Origin of the sequence: Halomonas piscis, assembly GCF_031886125.1 — a bacterium.
In the GTDB taxonomy this organism is placed as follows: Bacteria; Pseudomonadota; Gammaproteobacteria; order Pseudomonadales; family Halomonadaceae; genus Vreelandella; species Vreelandella piscis.
This window is the reverse complement of record NZ_CP119391.1, coordinates 2623485-2639196: the sequence shown is the minus strand read 5'-3', so window position 1 is coordinate 2639196 and position 15712 is coordinate 2623485. Positions and strand designations below refer to the sequence as shown.

Here is a 15712-nt window from a genome sequence, read left to right as displayed (position 1 = left end):
AGGAGTTGACATGAGCCACACTTATTACGCCCCTCGCGGCGGCCATCCGCCCCAGTCACAGATGACCGCGGACCGCGCCGTGTTCACCGAGGCGTACGCGGTGATTCCCAAGGGCGTGATGCAGGATATCGTCACCAGCCAGTTGCCGTTTTGGGATGACACCCGCCTGTGGGTGCTGGCGCGCCCGCTGACCGGCTTTGCCGAAACGTTCTCCCAGTACATCATGGAAGTGCAGCCCGGCGGCGGCAGCGACAAGCCCGAGCCCGACCCCCAGGCCGAAGCCGTGCTGTTCGTGGTGGAAGGCGAAATGAGCCTGACGCTTGCCGGCGAGAAGCACACCATGACGCCGGGCGGCTACGCTTTCATTCCGCCGGGTACCGACTGGCAGCTGCGCAACGAGGCCGGCGAGCCGGTGCGCTTCCACTGGATCCGCAAGGCCTACGAGTTTGTCGACGGTATCGACGTCCCCGAGGCCTTCGTGGTCAACGAAAACGATATCGAGCCGACGCCGATGCCGGACACCGACGGCCGCTGGGCGACCACGCGCTTTGTCGACCCGGAAGACGTGCGCCACGACATGCACGTGACCATCGTGACCTTCCAGCCGGGCGGGGTGATTCCGTTCGACGAAACCCACATCATGGAGCACGGCCTGTACGTGCTTGAAGGCAAGGCGGTCTACCATCTCAACCAGGACTGGGTGGAAGTGGAGGCCGGTGATTTCATGTGGCTGCGCGCCTTCTGCCCCCAGGCCTGCTACGCCGGCGGTTCCGGCCCGTTCCGCTATCTGCTGTACAAGGACGTCAACCGTCATCCCAAGCTCAAGATCAACGCCCTGTAAGGCGTAACGTCGAGGAGAGACCATGCTGGAACTTGTTGCAGAGCCGCTGACGGCGGAAGCCTTTGCCCCCTTTGGCGACGTGATCGACGCGCGCACTTCGGATTCGTTCCCGATCAACTCGGGGCTCACTCAGCGTCACCACGACCTGGCGAAGGTCGAGACGCTGGGGGAAAACGCCCACACCGTGGTCAGCATCTTTGTCAGCCAGCCGATCACTACGCCCCTGGAGCTGCCGTTTCTCGAGCGCCACCCCCAGGGCAGCCAGGCCTTCATGCCGCTGCACGAAGAGCGCTTTCTCGTGGTGGTGGCCCCGGCCGGCGACACCATCGACCCGGGCGACGTGCGCGCCTTTGTCACCGACGGCCGCCAGGGCGTGAACTATCGCGCCGGCGTCTGGCACGCCATTCAGTCGGTGCTGGAGCGCGAGGGCGAGTTTCTGGTCGTCGACCGCGGCGGCGACGGCGACAACTGCGATGAATACCCGTTAAAGCTGCGCATTACGCTGAAAGACGACGAATGATCCCGGGGGACACGCCATGACGCTGACACGCCGCCGGGTGCTGACCGCAGCGCTGACGCTGCCCGCCGTCGCCTGCCTGCCGACGTCCTGGGTGCGGGCCGGGGAGCCGGCAGCCGAGCGTCGCACGGCGGTGATTCACACGGCCAGCGGGCCGCAGCGGCTTGAGGTCGAGATCGCCGACACGCCGGCCCGGCGCGAGCAGGGGCTGATGGGCCGTCGGTCGCTGGGCGAGGGCCACGGCATGCTGTTTGTATACGGGCAGGCCCAGCCGGGGCGCCGCGGCTTCTGGATGTATCGCACCCGGATTCCGCTGGATATCGCCTTTATCGACGGCGACGGGCGCATCGTCAGCCTGCAGACCATGCCGCCCTGCGAGTCGGCAAAGGCGGCAGAATGCCCGGTATATACCCCCGGCAGCGCCTACCATGCGGCGCTGGAGGTCAACGCCGGCTACTTTGCCAGCCAAGGGATCAGCGAAGGCGACTGCGTTTCGGCGGCGGCGCTTGCCGGGCAGTGCCCGAGGGAATAGGGCCCAACGGAATAGCGCCAGCGTTGACGGTGCGTCACATTAACGCTTGTCATCAGGCGCCCGTCGCCCTATTTTGCAGTTTGACGGCGCCTGATCTATTGTCAGCGTTAGCCGATGCGTGCTGGCCGCCATACCAGCACGACAATAACCGATAACACCATCATCAAGGGGAATGTCCATGAAACGTCATGCCTTTTCGACCGCTGCGCTTTCCGGCGCGCTGCTGGCCGCGGCAAGCTTTGCCGCGCCGGCCGTGGCCGAGGAAGAAGAAAGCTACGTGACCATCGGCACCGGCGGCCAGACCGGCGTGTACTACGTGGTCGGGCAGTCCGTCTGCCGCCTGGTCAACAAGAACACCGAAGAACACAACATCCGTTGTAACGCGCCGTCCACCGGCGGCTCGGTGGCCAACGCCAACGGCATGAAGTCCGGCGAGCTGGACATGGGCGTGCTGCAGTCCGACGTGCAGTACCAGGCCTATGAAGGCAAGGGCAATTTCGAAGACGACGCCTTCGAGGACCTGCGGGCGGTATTCCGCATCCACGGCGAGCCGCTGACGCTTCTGGCCCGGGCCGACTCCGGCATCGAAACCCTGGACGACCTGGTCGACAAGCGGGTCAACATCGGCAACCCCGGCTCCGGCCAGCGCAACACCATGGAAGTGGTGATGGACGCCAAGGGTTGGGACAAGGAGACCTTTGCCCTTGCCTCCCAGCTGGACGCGGCGGAAATGGCCTCGGCACTGGCCGACAACAACATCGACGCCATGACCTACGTAGTGGGCCACCCCAACGGCGCGATCCAGGAAGCCACGACCACCGTGGATTCTCGCCTGATCCCGCTCAACGATGAGGACATCCAGGGCATCGTCGACGAGTATCCCTACTACTCCATGTCGACCATTCCCGGCGGGCTTTACAAGAACAACCCCGACGACGTCGAAACCTTCGGCGTAGCGGCCACCTTCGTGACCACGGCAGACACCGACGACGAAGTGGTCTACCAGACCGTCAAGGCCGTGTTCGACAACTTCGATCGCTTCAAGCGGCTGCACCCGGCGTTTGAAAATCTCGATCCCGAAGAAATGGTCACTACCGGCCTATCCGCGCCGCTGCACGAAGGAGCCGCGCGCTACTACCGCGAGCAGGGCTGGATCGACGACGACGAATAAGTCGGCGAAGCGCCCAACCATGCCTGTCTGATCATGCGCGCGGCTCCCGGTGGAGCCGCGCGCTGCGTTTCCGCCATGGTCGTCGGCCGTGCCTGCCGGCGGGTCGCTCGCCGAAAGGCTAAAACAATGATTGCACCGGCGGGCCGAGACGACGAAAATCGCGCTTCCGCGCGCAGGCGGACAGCGGCTCTGCTGCTGATACTGCGCTTCGTTCTTTCTACTTAAGCAGGGCTTGCTTATGACACAGCACAGCAAAAAAATGCCGCCGTCGGCTAGTCGCGCCGATACCACGCTGGAACCCCAGGTGGATCTTGACGATATGGTCGCCTCGACCGATTCCGGGGCGCGCAAGCCCGCCGGCGCCCCCGGCAAACTGCTGGTGGGCATTGCCGCGGCCTGGTCGCTGTTCCAGCTGTGGATCGCCTCGCCCCTGCCGTTCGTCTTCGGCGTCGGGGTGTTCAACGCCACCGAGTCGCGCTCGGTCCACCTGGCGTTCGCCCTGTTTCTGGCCTATATGGCCTACCCCGCGCTCAAGCGCTCGCCGCGGGATCGTGTTCCCCTGCAGGACTGGCTACTGGCCGGGCTGGCGGCGTTCTGCGGCGCCTACATGTTTTTGTTCTACGAGTCGCTCGCCCAGCGCCCCAGCGCGCCGCTGATCCAGGACGTGGTGGTCGGGGTCACGGGCATTGTACTGCTGCTAGAGGCCACGCGGCGCGCCCTGGGCCCGCCGCTGACCATTGTCGCGCTGGTGTTTCTGACCTATTCCCTGGCCGGTCCCTGGATGCCGGGCATGCTGGCGCACAAGGGCGTGAGCCTTTACGGGCTGATCAACCACCAGTGGCTGACAACCCAGGGGGTATTCGGCATTGCGCTGGGGGTGTCGACCAGCTTCGTGTTTCTGTTCGTCCTGTTCGGCGCGCTGCTGGACAAGGCCGGCGCCGGCAACTATTTCATCAAGGTGGCCTTTTCCATGCTGGGCCATTTCAAGGGCGGTCCGGCCAAGGCGGCGGTCGTGGCCTCGGGCATGACCGGGCTGATTTCCGGCTCCTCCATTGCCAACACCGTGACCACCGGGACGTTCACCATTCCCATGATGAAGCGGGTGGGCTTTCCGTCGGAGAAGGCCGGCGCCGTCGAGGTGGCCTCTTCGGTCAACGGCCAGATCATGCCGCCGGTCATGGGCGCGGCCGCTTTTTTGATGGTGGAATACGTCGGCATTTCCTACGTCGAGGTAATCAAGCACGCCTTTTTGCCGGCGCTGATCTCCTATATCGCGCTGATTTACATCGTCCACCTGGAAGCGCTCAAGGCCAACATGGAGGGGCTGCAAAGTACCAACCCACCCAAACCGCTGGTGCGCAAGGTCAGCGGATTTCTCGCCGGCCTGTTGCTGATGATGGGCGTCGGTCTGGGGGTCTACTATGGCCTTGGCTGGCTCAAGCCGGTGCTGGGCGCGGCGGCGCCCTGGGTGATTTCGGCCGGGCTGGTGGTGGTCTATCTGGGGCTGCTGAAGCTGGCGTCGGGCTACCCCGAGCTTGAGCTGGACGATCCGAGCAGGCCCATCTACGAGCTGCCGCAGACTCGGCCCACGGTGATGGTCGGGCTGCAGTATATCCTGCCGGTGGTGGTGCTGATCTGGTGCTTGATGGTCGAGCGGCTGTCGCCGGGGCTGTCGGCCTTCTGGGCCACGGTCTTCATGATCTTCATCATGCTCACCCAGCGGCCGATCACCGCGGCCCTGCGCGGCCGGGGCAATCTGGGCGAGGACCTCAAGGAGGGAGCGCTTGACCTGTGGAACGGGCTGGTGACCGGCGCGCGCAACATGATCGGCATCGGCATTGCCACCGCCACCGCCGGCATCATCGTCGGCGCCGTGTCGCAGACAGGCGTGGGCCTGGTGCTGGCCGACGTGGTGGAAACCATCGCCATGGGCAATCTGCTGCTCATTCTCTTCTTTACCGCCGTGCTCAGCCTGATTCTCGGCATGGGCCTGCCCACCACCGCCAACTACATCGTGGTCTCGGCGCTGCTGGCGCCGGTGATCATCCATCTGGGCCAGCAAAACGGCCTGCTGGTGCCGCTGATCGCGGTGCATCTGTTCGTGTTCTACTTCGGCATCATGGCGGACGTCACGCCCCCGGTGGGGCTGGCGTCCTTTGCCGCGGCGGCGGTGTCCGGCGGCGACCCCATACGCACGGGCTTCCAGGCGTTCTACTACAGCCTGCGCACCGCGGCGCTGCCGTTTCTGTTCATCTTCAACACCGACCTTCTGCTGATCGGCGTCAGTCCCCTGCAGGGCCTGCTGATCTTCGTGGTGGCGACCGGCGCCATGCTGATCTTTGCCGCCGCCACCCAGGGCTACATGATCACCCGCAGCCGCTGGTACGAGTCCGCGCTGCTGCTGCTGGTCGCCTTTACCCTGTTCCGCCCGGGCTTCTGGATGGATCAGCTGCACGACCCGTACCGCGACATTCCGCCGGCGCAGTTTGTCGAAGCGCTGGGTGAGGCGGGTGCCAACGCCACGCTGCGCCTGCAGATCAGCGGGCTTGACGACTACGGCGAGCCGATGACCACCTATATGACGCTGCCCGTGCCGGAGGGCGACACCGGCCAGGAGCGGCTGGAAAACCTCGGTCTCGAGCTTCTCACCGAAGACGGCAAGGCCGTGGTGGACATGGTGACCTACGGCAGCCAGGCGGCCGAGATGGGCTTTGACTTCGATCAGGAAATCATCCAGGTGCAGGCGCCGGTGGATCGCTGGACCAAAGAGTGGATGTGGCTGCCGGCGCTGGGCGTCTTTGGCCTGGTGGTGGCGCTGCAGCGCCGCCGCCGTCGCCGCGAAAAAACGCCCGACGCAGCGGCATAAAGGAGGGCACTATGTACCGCAAGATTCTACTGCCGGTGGATATCAACGAAGAGGCGTCGTGGCAAAAGGCGTTGCCGACGGCGATTACGCTGTGCCGGACGTTCGGGGCATCGCTGCACGTGCTCACGGTGCGCCCGGACGTCAAAATGCCCATGGTAGGCGCCTATTTCCCCAAAAACTTCGCCCGGGATGCCAGGGCCGCCGTCATCGAGGCCCAGCGCGCCTTTATCGACGACCAGATACCCGCCGACGTCCAGACCCAGAGCGTGGTCGTCGACGGCTCGCCCTGGGAAAGCATCATCAAGGTCGCCGACCAGCTGGAGGTGGACCTGATTGTCATGGCGTCGCACAACAAGCGCCGCTTTGTGGACTACGTGCTCGGGCCCAATTCGGAGCACGTGGTGCACCATGCCAGCGCCTCGGTGATGATCGTGCGCTAGCGTGGCGGCGCTTGCCGGGGGCAGGCCGGCCTACGACGTTCGGATGATTTGCTAAACGTCCTGGCTGGCCAACACTGATCGAGGGGCAGCATTCATCCTCAGTCTTGCAGGAGCCATGCCATGATCTATGCCAACCCTGGCGACACCGATGCTCTGATCACCTTCGAACAGCGCTACGGCAACTATATCGGCGGCGAGTTTGTGCCGCCGGTCAACGGGGAATACTTCGACAACGTCAGCCCGGTCAACGGCGACGTTTTCTGCGAGATCCCCCGCTCGTCCGGCGAGGACGTCGACAAGGCGCTGGACGCCGCCCACGCCGCGGCCCCGGAGTGGGGCAGCACGGCGCCGGCGGCGCGCGGCAACGTGCTGCTGCGCATTGCCGACCGCATCGAGCAGCACCTGGAAAAGCTTGCCGTGGCGGAAACCTGGGACAACGGCAAGGCCATTCGCGAATGCCTCAACGCCGACCTGCCCCTGGCAGTGGATCATTTCCGCTACTTTGCCGGCTGCATTCGCGCCCAGGAAGGCGCGACGGCGGACATTGACGGCAACACCGTGGCCTACCATTTTCACGAGCCGCTGGGAGTGGTCGGCCAGATCATCCCCTGGAACTTCCCGCTGCTGATGGCCACCTGGAAGCTGGCACCCGCGCTTGCCGCCGGCAACTGCGTGGTGCTCAAGCCCGCCGAGCAGACGCCGGCCTCGATCCTCGAGCTGATGAAGCTGATCGGCGACTTGCTGCCGCCCGGGGTGGTCAACATCGTCAACGGCCTGGGCGAAGAGGCCGGCCAAGCGCTGGCGTCGAGCCCGCGCATTGCCAAGATTGCCTTTACCGGCTCGACGCCGGTAGGCGCCCATATTCTCGGCTGCGCGGCGGAGAACATCATCCCCTCGACCGTGGAGCTCGGCGGCAAGTCGCCCAACGTCTACTTTGCCGACATCATGAACGCCGAGCCGGCGTTCATCGACAAGGCCGTGGAAGGCCTGGTGATGGCGTTTCTGAACCAGGGCGAGGTCTGCACCTGCCCGTCCCGGGCGCTGGTGCAGGAGAGCATGTACGACGACTTCATGGCCCGGGTGATCGAGCGTACGCTGGCCATCAGGCGCGGCAATCCCCTGGACACCGAGGTGCAGGTGGGCGCCCAGGCGTCCCGGGAGCAGTTCGACAAGATCATGTCGTATATGGAAGTGGCCAGAGAAGAGGGCGCCGAGTTTCTCACCGGCGGCGACCGCGAGGCCATGGAGGGCGGTCTTGACCAGGGCTATTACGTCCAGCCGACGCTGCTCGAGGGCCGCAACAAAATGCGGGTCTTTCAGGAGGAAATCTTCGGCCCGGTGGTGGCCGTCACCACCTTCAAGGACGAGGCCGAGGCGCTGGCCATTGCCAACGACACCGAGTTTGGCCTTGGTGCCGGGGTATGGAGCCGCGACATCAACGTGGCCTTCCGCATGGGGCGCGGCATCCAGGCCGGACGCGTCTGGACCAACTGCTATCACCAGTACCCGGCCCACGCGGCGTTCGGCGGCTACAAGAAATCCGGCGTGGGGCGCGAAACCCACAAGATGGCCCTTGAGCACTACCAGCAGACCAAGAACCTGCTGGTAAGCTACGACGTCAATCCCGTGGGCTTTTTCTAGCCCGCTGCCTGCCAGCGCCGCGCGAGCTGCGCGGCGCGCTCGACACTCTCGGCCATGGCAAGTTGGCCCGCCCGGCGGCCGATGCCGGCGCGCTTGAGCTTGAGCTGCATGCGCGCCGGCAGGCCGATGAACACCAGCCCGATATGCTGTTCGGCAAGCTCCCGACGCAGCCCGTCAAGGGCCACCATGGCCGTGGCGTCGATGCTGGGGACGGTGCGCATGTCGAGCAGCACCGTATGCACGTCCTGATCCACGGTGCGCAGGGTGGCAATGGCCTTTTCCGCCGCGCCGAAGAACATCGGTCCGCTGATGCGGTAAAGCGCGGTACCCGCGGGGAGCTCGGGGCTGCCCGCCGGGCGCTCGGGCAGGCGCTCGGCGCCGGTCAGCTGGGCCATGCGGCGGATGAACAGCGCCGCGGCGAGGCTGATGCCCACGGCGACGGCCACCACCATGTCGAAGGCCACGGTCAGCCCGAAGCAGATCACCAGCACCCCGACGTCGCTTGCCGGCGCGGTTCTCAGCGTGTGCACGAAGTTTTTGGCTTCGCTCATGTTCCAGGCAATGATCAAAAGCAGGGCGGCCAGCGCAGACATGGGAACGCGGCCCAGCACGCCGGCGAGCACCACCACCGCCAGCAGGACCACCAGCGAGTGCACCACCGCCGACAGGGGGGAAAACGCGCCGCTCTTGATGTTGGTGGCGGTGCGCGCCAGGGCGGCGGTGGCGGTGATGCCGCCGAAAAACGGCACCACGATGTTGCCGATGCCCTGGCCGACGAGCTCGGCGTTGGGGTCGTGACGGGTGCGGGTGAGGCCGTCGGCGACCACGGCGCAGAGCAGCGATTCGATGGCCGCCAGCAGGGCAATGGCCAGCGCCGGCCCCAGCAGCGCCTGGATCAGGGCAAAGTCCAGCGTCAAGGGCTCGCCGTCGGCGCCGGGAAAATGCCACGGCAGGTCAAAGCTCGGCGCCAGCGGGGGAATGCCGCTGCCGCTCTGGCCGTCGATCGTCCAATCAAAGCGCGAGGCGATGGTGTCGACCTCGACCCCCAGCGCGGCGAGCAGCAGGGCCACAAGCGTGCCCACGGCAAGCCCGGCCAGGGGGGCGGGTACCGGGGTTTTCAGGCGCGGCCAGACAAGCAGGGTGGCGAGCGTGATGACGCCGACCCCCAGCTCCGCCGGCACGAGTCCGGGGAGCGATCGGGCGATCAGCCAGCCGTTGGCCAGGGTGTTGTCGCCAAGCTCGAGGTCTGAAAGGCCGAAGAAGTCGGGCAGCTGCAGCAGGGCAATGACAGTGCCGATACCGGCGGTAAAGCCGAGTATCACGGGGTAGGGCACGTACTGAATCAGGCTGCCCAGCCGGGCAAGGCCCAGCGTCAACAGGATAATGCCCGCCATCAGGGTAGCAATCAGCAGCCCGCCCAGGCCGTAGCTGGACACGATGGGAAAGAGGATCACCACGAACGCCGCCGTGGGACCGGAAATGTTGAATCTTGAGCCGCCGGTAAGGGCGATCAGCGCGCCGGCAACGATCGCCGTGTAGAGCCCGTGCTGGGGCGCTACCCCGGTGGCAATGGCCAGCGCCATGGACAGCGGCACGGCGACGACGCCGATGGTCAGGCCTGCGAGCACGTCGTTTTTCAGCCGCCCCGGGCTAAAGCCTGCCTGCCAGGCGTGGGCCAGCGCTTGGCCGGGAAGGGGAAAACGGGACAGGGCAGACCACAGGCGCGACATGAAGACTCCGGGCTGAAACGGGCGAATACAAAAAGGCGCGCAGCATCGCGCCGCACGCCACTATACCAGACCAGCTGCTGCCGTGTTCCGGAAAGGTTCGCTCGTTACTGCTGCGGCATGGGCTCGCCCTGACCCTGGCCGCGCTGCTGCATCTGCTCGCGCTGAACCTCGCGCATGGCCTCGTTGAGCGACTGCTGCTGCTCTTCGGTGAGGATCTCCTGCATGCGCTGGCGATAGTCCTGGCGCAGCTCCTGCATGGCCTGGTAGTGCTCTTTCTGGGCGGTGTTGAGCTCCTCGCGGGTAGCCTGATCGATGCCGGCCTTGTCATACACGGCCTGGCGGCGCTCTTCCATGCGCTCCTTGAGCGCATCGGGCATGTCGCCGGCCTGGGCGCCCTGGCCGGGGGCAGCCTGGGCGCTAAACGCCAGCGGCAGCAGGACGGCCGCCAGCAGGGCGGGGGCAAGGCGTTGGCGTAGCGTCAGCGGCGATGTCATGACAGCTCCTTGAATAGCAATGATGTTGACGAGTTGTTCCGAGCCTCTCGCATGCCGGTGCAAACCCCTTGCAGCCAGTGTGTAAATAACGTGATCCCGGCCTTATTCGTCGGGCTGATACTTGTAGCCCACGCCGTACACCGAGCGAATGATGTCGCGCTCGGGGAGCACTTCGCTGATTTTCTTGCGCAGCTTCTTGACGTGGCTGTCCACGGTGCGCTCGGAGACAATGCGGTTGTCGCGATACATGTGATCCATCAGCTGCTCGCGGCTGAAGATTCGCCCCGGCGCCCGCATCATCACCCGCAGCAGCTGGAACTCCACCGCGGTGAGCCCCAGATCCTGGCCGCCCGCGATGGCCTGCCAGCCGTCTTCGTTCAGCTGCACCGGCGCGTTGGGGTCATCGACGGCGAGCGTGGCGCTCTGAGCGGCCTGGCTGCGGCGCAGCACGGCCTTGACCCGGGCGACCACTTCGCGCGGGCTGAAGGGCTTGCAGATGTAGTCATCGGCGCCGAGCTCCAGCCCCAGCAGGCGGTCTACTTCTTCGACCTTGGCGGTCACCATGATGATGGCCGTCTGCGGATAGCGCTGGCGAATGCTGCGGCAAAGGCTGAGGCCGTCCTGCCCCGGCAGCATCAGGTCCAGAAGGATCAGCGCCGGCTGCTGCTCTTCGAGCCAGGGCATGACCGCGTTGCCGTCGTCAAGCGTGGTGGTCCCGAAGCCGTGGGTCTGCAGGTAGTCGGCCATCAGACGGGCAATCTTGGGTTCGTCTTCAACGATCAGTAAAGAGGCATCAGCGGTCATGGGTCACTCACGGAAAACGGGGTGGCGGCAACTTCAGGTTGACGATATCAGCGGAAAGCGCAGCGTCCAGCGCAGCCCACCAAGCGGCGAGGCCGAAGCATCCAGGCGGCCATCGTGAGCGTGCACCAGGGCGCTGACAATGGAAAGCCCCAGGCCGCTGCCGCCGCTCGAGCGGCTGCGGGAGCCTTCCACGCGGTACAGCCGTTCGGTGAGCCGGGCCAGCTCGTGCTGGGGCACGCCGGGCGCGCTGTCTTCCCATATCAGCGCCGCTTCGTTGTGCTCGCGAGTGAGCGTCACGCTGAGCGTGCCCGGCTCCCGGGTATAGGCGCGGCTGTTGTCGAGCAGATTGTGCCACAGCTGGCGCAGCCGTTGGGCATCGCCGTATATATGAAGCGACGGCGCCAGGTCGTCGGTCAGTCGGAACTCGGTGTCCTCGAGCCAGCGCCGGGCGTCGTTCAGGTGGCACTGGAGGTGATCGCTCAGGTCCAGCGGCGCCAGCTGAATGGCCAGCGCGCCGGCGTCGCTCTGGGACAGCAAGCGCAGGTCGGCCACCAGGCACTCGAGCTGCTCGACCTCCTGGCCCAGCGAGCCGAGACTGTCGGTGTCGAGCGGGCGGATGCCGTCCTGCATGGCCTCGATCTCGCCGCGCAGCACCGCAAGCGGCGTGCGCAGCTCGTGCGCGGTGTCCGAGACCCAGCGAGCGCGGGCATTGCGGTTGGCTTCCAGGGTGGAAGCCAGCACGTTGAAGTCCCGGGCGAGCCTTGAGAGCTCGTCGCGGCCGCGGACGGGCAGGCGGATATGGTAGTCCCCCCGGGTCAGACGCATGGCGCCGGTCGCCAGGGTGTGGGCGCGCCGGCCAAGCCACCACGACAGGCACCCGGCGAGCAGCAGCGACGCAACGCCCAGCGAAATGACGATCAGCGAGAGGTTGTTGCGCTGGCGGTCGAGAAAGCGGTTCTCCATGCGCTTGAGAATTTGCTGGGGCGGGCGAAAGCCCAGCGAGCCGATGGGGCGGTCGTCGGCGTCAAGCGACATCCAGTGCCAGCTGGCAGGCTCGTCTTCGGCGTGCCGAGGGGCCACGATAAAGCGGCCGTCCGGCGCGCGCAGGGCGAAATCCTGGGCTTCGCCCAGCGGCGAGGGGCGCTCGGCGTTGCCGCGGCCAAGCTCATGGTAAACGATGGTGGGCCAGCGCAGCGGGTCGCTTGCCAGCCACTCCCAGCTCTGGTGCTCCTGCCAGCGCTCGACCAGGCCTTCCGCCAGGCGCATGGCGCGGCGCTCCTGGGCCTGGTTGAGGTAGTCCAGAAAGCCGCGGTCGATGCTGTAGGAGACGGCGAGGAAGACCGCGCCGGCAATCACCACGTTGATGCTCAGGATAATCGCAAAGAGCTTGATGCCCAGCCGCGACAGGCGGCGATAGCGAGCGTGGCAAAAGGTGTTTCCCAACGGTGGCCCCAATTAATGTTTTGAAGAACAGTGTGTTGAAGAACGCGTTTTGAATAACGTGCTGAAGCGCGTGTTGAAGAATGTGCTTGGGAACATGCTTAGAAACGTAGCGAAGAACGCGGAACGGTTAGCTTGCCAATCAATGCGGCGCCGCTTGGCGTGCTAGCATGGCGCGGCGGCGCATTAAGTGCCGTGTGACACTGTGTCGGCCGATTTCCGGGCAGCACAACCGCACCAGAGCTTAGCAAAAATAGGGACGTTGATTGTGGATAAAAAAATCATCGTGGCGGCCGGCGTCGCTATCGTAGCGGGCGGCTTCATTGCCCACGCCATAGCGGGCAACGCCGCAGAAAAGCAGATCCGCGAGAGCCTTGCCGCGCTTGAGGCCGAACAGGCCATTAACGTGAGCCAGGTAGAAACGCACAAGGGGCTTGGCAAGACGTCGCTTACCGCACGTCTGGACGCGGTTGACGCCCCGGGCCTTAGCGGCGAGCTTGCCATGGAGGTCGGCTACCTGTCGCGCACCGCCGAGGGTACCATGACGTTTGACGGCGAGGCGCTCAGCGGCGAGGTCGATTTCACCACCGGGCTTGGCAGCGGCAAGCGCGACTATCGCTTTGACGCCGACGAGCTGACCGCCGACAGCGGTGCTGTGACGCTCGAGCAGACCGCAGGCGACGGCTACGTGGATACCGAGCGCGAGCACTTTGCCCTGACGATGCGCACCCGCCAGCTTCGCCTGCAAAGCCCCGCCGATCACCTTGAGGTCAACGGCCTGGATACCGAGCTTGAGTACAGCGTCGATGCCGACGCCGGCAGCGGACGCTCCCACGGGCGCCTTGCGGTGGACGACGCCCGCCTTGTGGTGGATAACCGCGACACGCCCGCGGAGGTTGCAAGCCTCGGCGACGCCGAAATCCGCAATACCGCCATGCTCGACGGCGACACCTATTCTTCACGGCTCTATCTTGCGGCAAACGATGCCGTTTTCATGGACAGCGAGCCGGGTCGGGCCGAGCTTGACCTGACCGCGAAAGGGCTGGACTACGCCGCTTTCGCCGCCCTGGCCGAGGTGCTCGAGCGCCACTTGAAAGGTGCCGATGCCGGGGAGGATCTATCGATCGCCAAGCAGCAGGCCCTGACCCGGGAGCTTCGGGCCACGCTGAGGGAGCAGGCCCACGCGCTGCTGTCGCGCTCTCCGGCGCTCGAGCTCGAGACGCTGACGCTGGACGCCGCGCTGCCCATGCTCGGCCGCGCCGAGGCAAAGCTTTCCGGCCGGGTGGCGTTTGACGGCGACAGCCTGTCCCCGGAGGCCGCGCGCGCCCTGCTGGCCGGCATCAGCGCCGAGGCCTATGAATCCGCAAGCGATGCCCCCAGCCAGCCGGCCATGAGCGCGCAGCAGACTCGGGCCGAGCTGGCGTCGCGGCTGAGCGCCAGGCTTGCCGTCGACGCCCTGCCCGACGCCATCGTGATAGAGCTTCCGACGGCGCTGCAGGCGCTGATGATCAACCACGACGCGCCCCACGTCTTTGCCTGGGAAGACGGCCGGGCGCTTTATAACGACGAGCCGCTGGAGCAGGTGCTGTCACGCTAGCGCGATCCTTACCGGCGCCGCGAACAGCGCGATAACGACGAAGGACCTTAGTCATGCCCGAGACTTTGCTGGTGCTGCTTCTTGCCCTGGGCGCCGGGGTGGCGATGCCCGCCGGCGCGGTGTTTGCCCGGTTTGACCGGCTGCACCCGGCCTGGCTTGGCAGCGAGTGGCGGCATTTTATCGTCGCCTTTGGCGGCGGCGCGCTGATCTCGGCCATCGCCCTGGTGCTGGTGCCCGACGGCGTGGCCAAGCTGCCCCCGCTGGCGGCGGGGCTAAGCTTTGCCGCCGGCGGCGTGACGTTCTTTTTGCTGGATATCCTGCTCAACCGGTTGCAGAGCGCCGCCGGCCAGCTGGTAGCGATGCTCTCGGACTTTATCCCCGAGGCCATTGCGCTGGGCGCGGCGTTCGCCGCCGGGGAAAACACCGGGCTGCTGCTGGCGTTTTTGATCGCGCTGCAGAACCTGCCCGAAGGCTTTAACGCCTTTGAAGAGCTGGCGCGCTCGGGCCGGCTTTCACAGAGCACTATTCTGACCGCGTTTTTCGCCATGGCGCTGCTGGGCCCGGCCTCGGCCCTGGCCGGCTATTACTGGCTGGGGCAGTATCCGCTGGTGATGGGCACGCTGCTGCTGTTTGCCAGCGGCGGCATTTTGTACCTGGTGTTTGACGACATTGCCCCCCAGGCCAAGCTGAAAAACACCTGGATGCCCGCCCTGGGGGCGGTCGCCGGCTTTCTTCTGGGGCTTTCCGGCAGCATGCTGGCGGGCTAGGGCCTGTTGACGTTTCATGGCAGGGGTATTGCAGGATAGGGGCAAGCTCGCAGAATAAAGGTTCCCACACCAACAAACTGCAAGCCTGCCATGCCCCGACAAATGCTCACGGATGAACACTGGTCGAAGCTGAAACCAATCCTGCTTCAACAAGGTATTTATGACAAGGCCGACTTGCGTACCACGATAGAAGGCATCCTTTATCGGATGCGCACCGGCTGCCCGTGGCGGGACCTACCGGAGACGTTTGGCCCCTGGAACACGGTCTACAAGCGTTTTAACGCCTGGTCAGCGAGTGGAAAGCTGATGAGGCTTTTCAGCTCTCTGGTGGAGGAGCCTGATGTTGAGTGGCTGTTCATTGATGGCTCCTACGTCAAGGCCCACCAGGACAGCACCGGAGCTGCCACGGAAGACGCAGAAGCCATTGGCAAAAGTCGTGCAGGCAATACCAGCAAGATCCACTTGACCGTAGATGCCTATGGGCTACCGATAACCTTCAGAATAACCGGGGGTGAGGTGCACGACAGCACGGAAGCCCGGGCATTGATTGACGATTTGCCAGCGGGTGATGCATTGGTGGCTGACAAGGGCTATGACAGCGAGCGTATCCGTGAACAGATCGAAGCCAAGGGCATGGCTGCCGTCATTCCACGCAAACGCAACTCAAAGAAAGGAAATGCCAATCTGGACAGAGGCTTATATCGCTATCGGCATCTGGTTGAGAATGCCTTTGCTCGATTGAAGCCGTATCGCGCCATCGCAACGCGTTACGACAAGCTCAAGCGAAACTACGAAAGCATGGTGGCCTTGGCCTGCGGCTTTTTATGGCTGCCCATGTGAAACGTCAACACGCCCTAGCGGCCTTATGGCCA

Annotated in this window: 14 protein-coding genes; 10 read left to right on the top strand and 4 right to left on the bottom strand. The window is 65.1% G+C overall.

Annotated features, from left to right (window positions below; all coding sequences use genetic code 11):
- Nucleotides 1-10 precede the first annotated feature (10 nt).
- The 7 genes from P1P91_RS12390 (at nucleotide 11) to exaC (ending at nucleotide 8008) form a co-directional block, all read left to right on the top strand.
- Nucleotides 11-841 (top strand): bifunctional allantoicase/(S)-ureidoglycine aminohydrolase, encoded by an 831-nt coding sequence (locus P1P91_RS12390; protein WP_311882997.1) that lies wholly within the window; start codon nucleotides 11-13, stop codon nucleotides 839-841.
- 22 nt (nucleotides 842-863) lie between these two features.
- Complete coding sequence (locus P1P91_RS12385) at nucleotides 864-1361, top strand: ureidoglycolate lyase (protein ID WP_311882995.1); 498 nt, start codon at nucleotides 864-866, stop codon at nucleotides 1359-1361.
- 16 nt (nucleotides 1362-1377) lie between these two features.
- The gene (locus tag P1P91_RS12380) at nucleotides 1378-1890 is read left to right on the top strand and encodes a DUF192 domain-containing protein (protein WP_311882994.1); all 513 of its coding nucleotides are present in this window, start codon (nucleotides 1378-1380) and stop codon (nucleotides 1888-1890) included.
- A gap of 178 nt (nucleotides 1891-2068) precedes the next feature.
- Nucleotides 2069-3061 (top strand): TAXI family TRAP transporter solute-binding subunit, encoded by a 993-nt coding sequence (locus tag P1P91_RS12375; RefSeq protein WP_311882993.1) that lies wholly within the window; start codon nucleotides 2069-2071, stop codon nucleotides 3059-3061.
- A 259-nt stretch (nucleotides 3062-3320) separates the two neighbouring features.
- On the top strand, nucleotides 3321-5927 hold the full coding sequence (locus P1P91_RS12370; protein ID WP_311885800.1) for a TRAP transporter permease: 2607 nt from the start codon (nucleotides 3321-3323) through the stop codon (nucleotides 5925-5927).
- Between the two features lie 11 nt (nucleotides 5928-5938).
- Complete coding sequence (locus P1P91_RS12365) at nucleotides 5939-6367, top strand: universal stress protein (RefSeq protein WP_311882991.1); 429 nt, start codon at nucleotides 5939-5941, stop codon at nucleotides 6365-6367.
- 120 nt (nucleotides 6368-6487) lie between these two features.
- The gene (gene exaC / locus P1P91_RS12360) at nucleotides 6488-8008 is read left to right on the top strand and encodes an acetaldehyde dehydrogenase ExaC (protein WP_311882989.1); all 1521 of its coding nucleotides are present in this window, start codon (nucleotides 6488-6490) and stop codon (nucleotides 8006-8008) included.
- Here the strand turns inward: exaC and dauA are convergent.
- The 4 genes from dauA to P1P91_RS12340 all read right to left on the bottom strand — a co-directional run bounded on the left by dauA (nucleotide 8005) and on the right by P1P91_RS12340 (nucleotide 12479).
- Nucleotides 8005-9738 carry a C4-dicarboxylic acid transporter DauA gene (dauA, locus tag P1P91_RS12355; protein ID WP_311882987.1) on the bottom strand — a complete coding sequence of 578 codons (1734 nt, stop codon included), beginning with the start codon at nucleotides 9736-9738 and terminating at the stop codon, nucleotides 8005-8007. The genes exaC and dauA overlap by 4 nt on opposite strands.
- Nucleotides 9739-9842: 104 nt before the next feature.
- Nucleotides 9843-10232, bottom strand: coding sequence for a hypothetical protein (locus P1P91_RS12350; RefSeq protein ID WP_311882985.1), 390 nt, complete (start codon nucleotides 10230-10232; stop codon nucleotides 9843-9845).
- A 102-nt stretch (nucleotides 10233-10334) separates the two neighbouring features.
- Nucleotides 10335-11036 (bottom strand): response regulator, encoded by a 702-nt coding sequence (locus P1P91_RS12345; protein WP_311882983.1) that lies wholly within the window; start codon nucleotides 11034-11036, stop codon nucleotides 10335-10337.
- A gap of 33 nt (nucleotides 11037-11069) precedes the next feature.
- A complete protein-coding gene (locus P1P91_RS12340; protein WP_311882981.1) occupies nucleotides 11070-12479 on the bottom strand; it encodes an ATP-binding protein in 1410 nt (469 codons plus the stop codon).
- Nucleotides 12480-12744: 265 nt separating this feature from the next.
- Between P1P91_RS12340 and P1P91_RS12335 the strand changes: the two genes are divergently transcribed.
- The 3 genes from P1P91_RS12335 (at nucleotide 12745) to P1P91_RS12325 (ending at nucleotide 15680) form a co-directional block, all read left to right on the top strand.
- Nucleotides 12745-14073, top strand: a complete 1329-nt coding sequence (locus P1P91_RS12335; protein WP_311882979.1) for a DUF945 family protein — start codon at nucleotides 12745-12747, stop codon at nucleotides 14071-14073.
- 53 nt (nucleotides 14074-14126) lie between these two features.
- Entirely contained in the window at nucleotides 14127-14840 is a 714-nt protein-coding gene (locus P1P91_RS12330; protein ID WP_311882978.1) for a ZIP family metal transporter, read from the top strand.
- A gap of 90 nt (nucleotides 14841-14930) precedes the next feature.
- Nucleotides 14931-15680, top strand: coding sequence for an IS5 family transposase (locus tag P1P91_RS12325; protein ID WP_311881892.1), 750 nt, complete (start codon nucleotides 14931-14933; stop codon nucleotides 15678-15680).
- The last annotated feature ends 32 nt before the right edge of the window (nucleotides 15681-15712 follow it).

Coding starts and splice junctions, on each gene's coding strand:
- P1P91_RS12390 (WP_311882997.1), top strand. CDS start 11: ATGAGCCACACTTATTACGCCCCTCGCGGCGGCCATCCGCCCCAGTCA.
- P1P91_RS12385 (WP_311882995.1), top strand. CDS start 864: ATGCTGGAACTTGTTGCAGAGCCGCTGACGGCGGAAGCCTTTGCCCCC.
- P1P91_RS12380 (WP_311882994.1), top strand. CDS start 1,378: ATGACGCTGACACGCCGCCGGGTGCTGACCGCAGCGCTGACGCTGCCC.
- P1P91_RS12375 (WP_311882993.1), top strand. CDS start 2,069: ATGAAACGTCATGCCTTTTCGACCGCTGCGCTTTCCGGCGCGCTGCTG.
- P1P91_RS12370 (WP_311885800.1), top strand. CDS start 3,321: ATGCCGCCGTCGGCTAGTCGCGCCGATACCACGCTGGAACCCCAGGTG.
- P1P91_RS12365 (WP_311882991.1), top strand. CDS start 5,939: ATGTACCGCAAGATTCTACTGCCGGTGGATATCAACGAAGAGGCGTCG.
- exaC (WP_311882989.1), top strand. CDS start 6,488: ATGATCTATGCCAACCCTGGCGACACCGATGCTCTGATCACCTTCGAA.
- dauA (WP_311882987.1), bottom strand. CDS start 9,738: ATGTCGCGCCTGTGGTCTGCCCTGTCCCGTTTTCCCCTTCCCGGCCAA.
- P1P91_RS12350 (WP_311882985.1), bottom strand. CDS start 10,232: ATGACATCGCCGCTGACGCTACGCCAACGCCTTGCCCCCGCCCTGCTG.
- P1P91_RS12345 (WP_311882983.1), bottom strand. CDS start 11,036: ATGACCGCTGATGCCTCTTTACTGATCGTTGAAGACGAACCCAAGATT.
- P1P91_RS12330 (WP_311882978.1), top strand. CDS start 14,127: ATGCCCGAGACTTTGCTGGTGCTGCTTCTTGCCCTGGGCGCCGGGGTG.
- P1P91_RS12325 (WP_311881892.1), top strand. CDS start 14,931: ATGCCCCGACAAATGCTCACGGATGAACACTGGTCGAAGCTGAAACCA.